This window comes from Luteibacter sp. P4_D7_3, from assembly GCF_056401735.1.
Genome location: NZ_JBFUIT010000268.1, coordinates 1 through 5,428 on the forward strand (window position 1 = coordinate 1; position 5,428 = coordinate 5,428).

Annotated in this window: 8 protein-coding genes and 1 tRNA gene; 1 reads left to right on the forward strand and 8 read right to left on the reverse strand. The window is 63.6% G+C overall.

The window, feature by feature from the left end; genetic code table 11:
- From AC1DSN_RS17625 to AC1DSN_RS17640, 4 genes are all read right to left on the reverse strand, one after another.
- The coding region (locus AC1DSN_RS17625; protein WP_477331951.1) for a VOC family protein at positions 1 to 381 on the reverse strand (381 nt) is incomplete at its 3' end.
- Complete coding sequence (locus AC1DSN_RS17630; protein WP_082879059.1) at positions 378 to 806, reverse strand: helix-turn-helix transcriptional regulator; 429 nt, start codon at positions 804 to 806, stop codon at positions 378 to 380. The genes AC1DSN_RS17630 and AC1DSN_RS17625, both read right to left, overlap by 4 nt.
- 174 nt (positions 807 to 980) lie before the next feature.
- Positions 981 to 1,928, reverse strand: a complete 948-nt coding sequence (locus tag AC1DSN_RS17635) for a GGDEF domain-containing protein (protein WP_477296141.1) — start codon at positions 1,926 to 1,928, stop codon at positions 981 to 983.
- A 79-nt stretch (positions 1,929 to 2,007) separates the two neighbouring features.
- Positions 2,008 to 3,336 carry a beta/alpha barrel domain-containing protein gene (locus AC1DSN_RS17640; protein WP_477331953.1) on the reverse strand — a complete coding sequence of 443 codons (1,329 nt, stop codon included), beginning with the start codon at positions 3,334 to 3,336 and terminating at the stop codon, positions 2,008 to 2,010.
- 132 nt (positions 3,337 to 3,468) lie between these two features.
- Here AC1DSN_RS17640 and AC1DSN_RS17645 point away from each other — a divergent pair, with 132 nt between their 5' ends.
- The gene (locus AC1DSN_RS17645) at positions 3,469 to 4,146 is read left to right on the forward strand and encodes a hypothetical protein (protein WP_477296139.1); all 678 of its coding nucleotides are present in this window, start codon (positions 3,469 to 3,471) and stop codon (positions 4,144 to 4,146) included.
- Positions 4,147 to 4,285: 139 nt separating this feature from the next.
- On the opposite strand, the gene AC1DSN_RS17650 is transcribed toward AC1DSN_RS17645, so the two are convergent.
- The 4 genes from AC1DSN_RS17650 to AC1DSN_RS17665 all read right to left on the reverse strand — a co-directional run.
- Positions 4,286 to 4,362: transfer RNA gene (locus tag AC1DSN_RS17650), tRNA-Pro, on the reverse strand.
- A gap of 46 nt (positions 4,363 to 4,408) precedes the next feature.
- Positions 4,409 to 4,765 carry a MerR family transcriptional regulator gene (locus tag AC1DSN_RS17655; RefSeq protein ID WP_036114913.1) on the reverse strand — a complete coding sequence of 119 codons (357 nt, stop codon included), beginning with the start codon at positions 4,763 to 4,765 and terminating at the stop codon, positions 4,409 to 4,411.
- Positions 4,746 to 5,045, reverse strand: a complete 300-nt coding sequence (gene ihfA / locus AC1DSN_RS17660; RefSeq protein WP_036114917.1) for an integration host factor subunit alpha — start codon at positions 5,043 to 5,045, stop codon at positions 4,746 to 4,748. Before ihfA ends, AC1DSN_RS17655 begins: the two co-directional genes overlap by 20 nt.
- Before the next feature lies 1 nt (position 5,046).
- Positions 5,047 to 5,428, reverse strand: a 382-nt coding sequence (locus tag AC1DSN_RS17665; RefSeq protein ID WP_477331955.1) for a phenylalanine--tRNA ligase subunit beta-related protein, incomplete at its 5' end; no start/stop codon positions are given.

Consider the following 5,428-nt stretch of genomic DNA (forward strand, 5'->3'; position numbering starts at 1 on the left):
TCCGTTGCCCGAGGGATCACGGAAGTTGGCGTCGACATTGCCGTAGCGTTCTTCGGGCGCCTGTGTGAATTCCACACCGCGGGCGCGCATACGCTCGTAGGCGCCACGGCAGTCGTCGACGTTCAGTACCAGCGGCGGCATGGCGCCTTTCGCCACCACCTCGCTCATCGTTTGCGCGGTCGCCTCGTCGAGCACCGGCGCCTGCGGCTTGAACAGACCCAACTGCAGCGAGGGCTGCTCCGGGTGCTGCACGGTCAGCCAGCGGAAGTCGCCGTTTTGCGCGTCGGTGTGGACACGAAATCCGAGCTTTTCGACATAGAACTCGAGGGCTTCGTCCTGGTCGCGAACGTACAGCCCTACTACTCCGATACCCTGGCTCATGAGAACTCCGGTTTGTTGGGAGCCCCTTTTTTACCAGCCTGCACGATCCGTCGCTTCTCCGAAACTGCGGTCGTGATGTCGGGCCTGTAGGCGGCGCTGACGAAACAGTGCGGCACCTCGGCCAGTTCATGGCGGGCAGCCTGCTCAAAAGCGCGCCACGCGCTGGGACTCTTTCCATTCACATCGTGAAACACGCGGCCGAACGTACCCAGGCTGTTCCAGCCTGTCTGCAGCGCGATGTCGAGGATAGGCAACGCTGTGTCCCGCAGTAAGGCCTTTGCCCGCTCGAGGCGGCGAGTGAGCAGGTAGCGGTGCGGAGGAAGACCAAAGGCCTGCTTGAACGAGCGCGCGAAATGCGCTTCGGAAACGTGACTTACGCGCGCGAGACGGTGCACCGGCCAGGCCTCGTTCGAGGCGGCATCCATCCGGTCCTTTGCGCGTAGCAGGCGGCGCAGTATCTCCGGGTCCACCGTCTCACCCTCGATGTGGGAGCCGCTTCAGCGGCGATTTCTGACCGTGGCGCAAGTACCCATCGCCGATGAATCGGCTCCTTTCGAGCCGGTAGTCATCGATGTAGTCGCCTGCATCGAGCGACCTGGTTAGTCGCCGCCTTCGGCGACGACGCGGGCGCGTCCGCGCTGCTTGGCCAGGTAGAGACGACGGTCTGCCACGGCAATCGCCGGCAGGATCTCGTCGCCTTCCTTGGGCACCAGGGTATGCACACCCGCACTAAGGGTAAGCCGCTTGCCTGCGCCCAGACCCGCATGCGGAATCATGGCCTTTTCCACCAGGTCGAGGCAGCGCCAGGCCAGCGCGAGGGCGGTTGCCTCGTCGGTATTCTGCATCAGGAGCACGAATTCCTCGCCACCGAAGCGGCAAAGCAGGTCGTCCGGGTTCCGCACGATGTTCGACAGTGCCGACGCGACGCGCTTGAGGCACTCGTCGCCTTCCAGATGGCCGTAGTGATCGTTGTACTGCTTGAAGAAGTCGATATCGAGGACGACCAGCGACAAGGTCTGGCGGCTCTGCCGCGCGTCCCGCCAGGCCATTTCCATGACCATGTCGAAGCGACGACGGTTGGCGACGCCAGTGAGCCCGTCCTTGAAGGACAACTCCTCCAGTTCGCGTTGCATGTCGAGCAACTTCTCTTCGGTGCGCTTGCGCTCGCTGATGTCGAACATGAATCCGATGAGTGCATTCGGCGAGCCGTCCGGATTGCGCACGACGTGGACCACATCGCGAATCCAGACGTATTCACCCGTCTTGGTCAGGGCGCGATAGTCGGCTTCGTGATCGACGCCAGCCTGCGATTGCGACACGCAGAAGTCGAAGACCCAGGCGCGATCTTCCGGATGCATGCGATCGGCCCAGTCCTGCACGGTCGCCCAGGATTGCGGCGCCCAGCCCAACAGCTCTTCGATCTGCGGGCCGATGTAGGCGAAGCTCAGCGTCGCCCATTCGATTTTCCAGGGAATGGCACGCGTGGATTCGAGCAGGGTCTTGTAAACCCCGACGTCTTCTTCGCGGATGATGTCTTCGATGCTCATGACCTGCCTTGTCCCCCACCGACGGCCCCGACAGTGTACCGGCGGAAACGGCAAAAACTTAGTCCCACGGCCCCGGAGACTACGCCGGCTCCCCGGAGGAGATGGACACGAGCTGTGCCAGGGCCGCCAGCGCGCGGGCATACAGGGCCATGACCTGCTCCGGCTCGTCGTAATCGATACGCAGGCCGCGACGAAGTTCCCGGCGCATCAGACGAATCATCATGGTGATCACCTCGTCCGCATAGTCCTCCGGCGGTTTGCCACTCACCTCGGCAAGCCGGCCACGCACCGCTTCCACGTCGCTCACCACCGGGCAGATGCGGTACCGATACTCGCCGCCGATGCGGTCCGGCGGCAGGTCCATGAAGCGATCGGGGCGCTGGCGGAACGCACCCAGCGACAGCCGATAGGCGTTGTGTCCAAAGATGGGCAGGTCGTCAGGCACCGGGCCGGCCTCGTCGAGCACCTGCAGATCCGTGGCCAACGGCAGGAGTTCGTCCATGCGGTAGGTGTTCGTGACCTTGCTGTTGCCCGTCCTGACGAGGTTGGCCAGCAACTCGCCGAGGGAAGCGTGGCCGATGACCGCCGCACGCTTCGGCAAGCCGCCCCAGGCACCGTCGGCACCATTGAGCAAGGCCTCGATCATGGAGGCATTCTCGAAGCCCGCGCCAGAGTGGATGTGCATCAACAGCTTCATCGACGGCGGCAGGATCGCGCGCGCGGCGGCGACGTACGCGCCGACCTGGAAGGGCATATACGTGCCACGGTCGTCCTCCATCGTGACGCCCTCGATCGGTAGTCCCGCGAGCAGTTCCATGATCTCGAACGTCGCGTCGCTTGCCTCGGCGAACGCATCGCAACCGTCGACGATGTTGATAAAGATGCGCGGTGCCCCGCCATCTTCGCCGACGATGTTCTCCCTGAGCCACTGGACGCTCGCTGGCAGGCTCCGCTTGAGCGTGGGAAGGTCGTACATGCCTTCCATGCCGAACGAACTGAGGTAGATCTCGCTCACCGTATTCGGCACGCGATAGTCACGAAGTTTCAGCTGCGACGGATCGGGCGTAAACGTGCCGTCGGGCGACGCGATACCCATCGCGGTGAAGGCGAAGCAACCGGTCATGTCCGTACCGGTATCACGCAGGCGGATCATGAAGTCATCGTCGACTTCCAGTTCGTCGGGAATCGCGTAATCCAGCGTGCCCAACGAAATATTGCGAAAACCAAACGTGCGTAGCTGAGGCAGGATCGCGAGCTTTTCGTCCAGGGTCTGGCCGACGCGCGAACCCACGGGGTTCTCGCGCAGGGAGAGGTCGATCATGAAAGGGTCGATATCGGCGAGGCGGGCGGCCTTGGCCCGGGCGTCGTTCAAGGCAGCGCTTGCGCGCTCGCGAGCTTCCAGCGTCATCGTCATCCCCTTTGATCGCCGTGACCGGCGGACACGATGGCTTTCGGCGGACCGCGGGAAATCTTGAGCCGGGTCAACGTAACGTTCTGGCTCACGTTGGACAGTCCATAACCCCAAGCCTGGACCCTATCGATGCACCGTTCCCACCCTGCCCTGCGTGGCCTGACGATCGCCTGCATCGTCGCTCTCGCTGGCTGCGCCAGTAACGGCATCCGGTTGGCCGCCTCTCCCGACCATCCGCACTCCTTCGACGGCCACTGGGTGGTCGACGTATCCCACAGCGAGGACCCCGACGCCGCGCCTGCGGCCGGCGGGTCCGGTCACGGCGGCGGCATGGGTGGCGGCCACGGTCACGGAGGTGGCGGTGGCATGGGAGGTGGTGGCCGGCACGGCGGCGGTGCGGGTGGTGGCGCAGGTGCAGGCGGTGGCGCCGGCAACGCCGTCAGCGGAAGCGGCGACATGCTTCGTCGCGCCCTGCTGCTTCCCGACACACTGGACATCGCGATACGGCCGGGCAACCTCGTGATCTCGTCCAACGGCCGTGCGAGCAATGTGCCGATGGTGACGGGCAAGGACAACGCGGGTGACGTCACGCGGGCGGGCTGGGACGGCGACGATCTTGTGATAGTCATCCACATCGACGACAAGCGCGGGGACATCGTGCAGCACTATGCGGTTGCGGCTGATCATTCGAGGCTGGTGGTCACGACGGAGTTCAAGAGGAAGTCGAAGACCGCGTCGGTGGTGCGGGAATTCACGGCGGCCGGGCCGGCGGTTGCGACCCCGGCGACGACGGCACCCTCTACCTGACCTTGTCGCTATCGCCGGCGAAGCCGGCTCCCGCACAGGGCTTTCGCATCATCACTTCGTTGGTTTTTCGCCGATGAATCGGCTCCCACATTGTTCAAAAAAAACGGCGCCCCGCGAGGGACGCCGTTTTTTTGAATAATGGTCGGGGTGGCGAGATTCGAACTCGCGACCACTACACCCCCAGCGTAGTGCGCTACCAGGCTGCGCTACACCCCGACGAGCAAACGATTGTAGCAGCAACGCCGTGACCTGCGGAAGCGGGTCAGCGACGAAGGAGGGTCAGTACTTCTTCCAGTTCGAGACGCACCTGACGGACGATCTGGTGCGACATGCTCGCTTCCATACGAGCCTGCGGGCCTTCCAGGCGAGCGCGGGCGCCCGTGATGGTGAAGCCCTCGTCGTAAAGCAACGAGCGGATCTGGCGAATCATGAGCACGTCGTGGCGCTGGTAGTAGCGGCGATTGCCGCGGCGCTTGACGGGCTTGAGGGCCGGGAACTCCTGCTCCCAGTAGCGAAGGACGTGCGGCTTGACGCCGCAAAGCTCACTGACTTCACCAATGGTGAAGTAGCGCTTCGCCGGGATCGCCGGAAGTTCGGTGTTATTCCCTGGATCCAGCATAACCCTCGACTCTTACCTTGAGTTTCTGGCCAGGACGGAAGGTGACAACCCGCCGGGCCGAGATGGGAATTTCTTCGCCGGTCTTGGGATTGCGACCGGGCCGCTGATTCTTCTGCCGCAGGTCGAAATTGCCGAAGCCGGACAACTTGACCTGCTCACCTCGTTCCAGTGCCTCGCGCACGACCTCGAAATACGCGTCCACGAATTCCTTGGCCTCACGCTTGTTGAGGCCCACGTCGAGGAAAAGCCGCTCGGCCATTTCCGCCTTGGTCAGCGCCATCTTATCCTCGCAGTCTTGCCTTGCATGTCTTCTCCAATGCCCCCACCGCTTCTGCCACGCGAGCGTCGGCATCTTCGTCGGTAAGGGTGCGTGAAGCGTCCTGTAAAATCAAGCCCATAGCGAGACTCTTTCGTCCTTCGTCGATCCCCTTCCCGGCGTACCGATCGAACAGACGGATCTCCCTGAGGACCTCGCCAATGGCCTCGCGGACGGCGGCCTCGACGGCCGACCAGGACACCTCTTCCGGCAATTCGACGGCGATATCGCGACGAACGGCAGGGAAACGGGCCACGGACCCGGCGCTGGGGAGACGACGGGTGAGGATCCACTCCAGGGCCAGTTCCATCACATGGACGTCGGGACCCAGGTCCAGCGCCTTGGCC

Coding starts and splice junctions, on each gene's coding strand:
- AC1DSN_RS17645 (WP_477296139.1), top strand. CDS start 3,469: ATGCACCGTTCCCACCCTGCCCTGCGTGGCCTGACGATCGCCTGCATC.
- ihfA (WP_036114917.1), bottom strand. CDS start 5,045: ATGGCGCTGACCAAGGCGGAAATGGCCGAGCGGCTTTTCCTCGACGTG.
- AC1DSN_RS17630 (WP_082879059.1), bottom strand. CDS start 806: ATGGATGCCGCCTCGAACGAGGCCTGGCCGGTGCACCGTCTCGCGCGC.
- AC1DSN_RS17655 (WP_036114913.1), bottom strand. CDS start 4,765: ATGCTGGATCCAGGGAATAACACCGAACTTCCGGCGATCCCGGCGAAG.
- AC1DSN_RS17635 (WP_477296141.1), bottom strand. CDS start 1,928: ATGAGCATCGAAGACATCATCCGCGAAGAAGACGTCGGGGTTTACAAG.
- AC1DSN_RS17640 (WP_477331953.1), bottom strand. CDS start 3,336: ATGACGCTGGAAGCTCGCGAGCGCGCAAGCGCTGCCTTGAACGACGCC.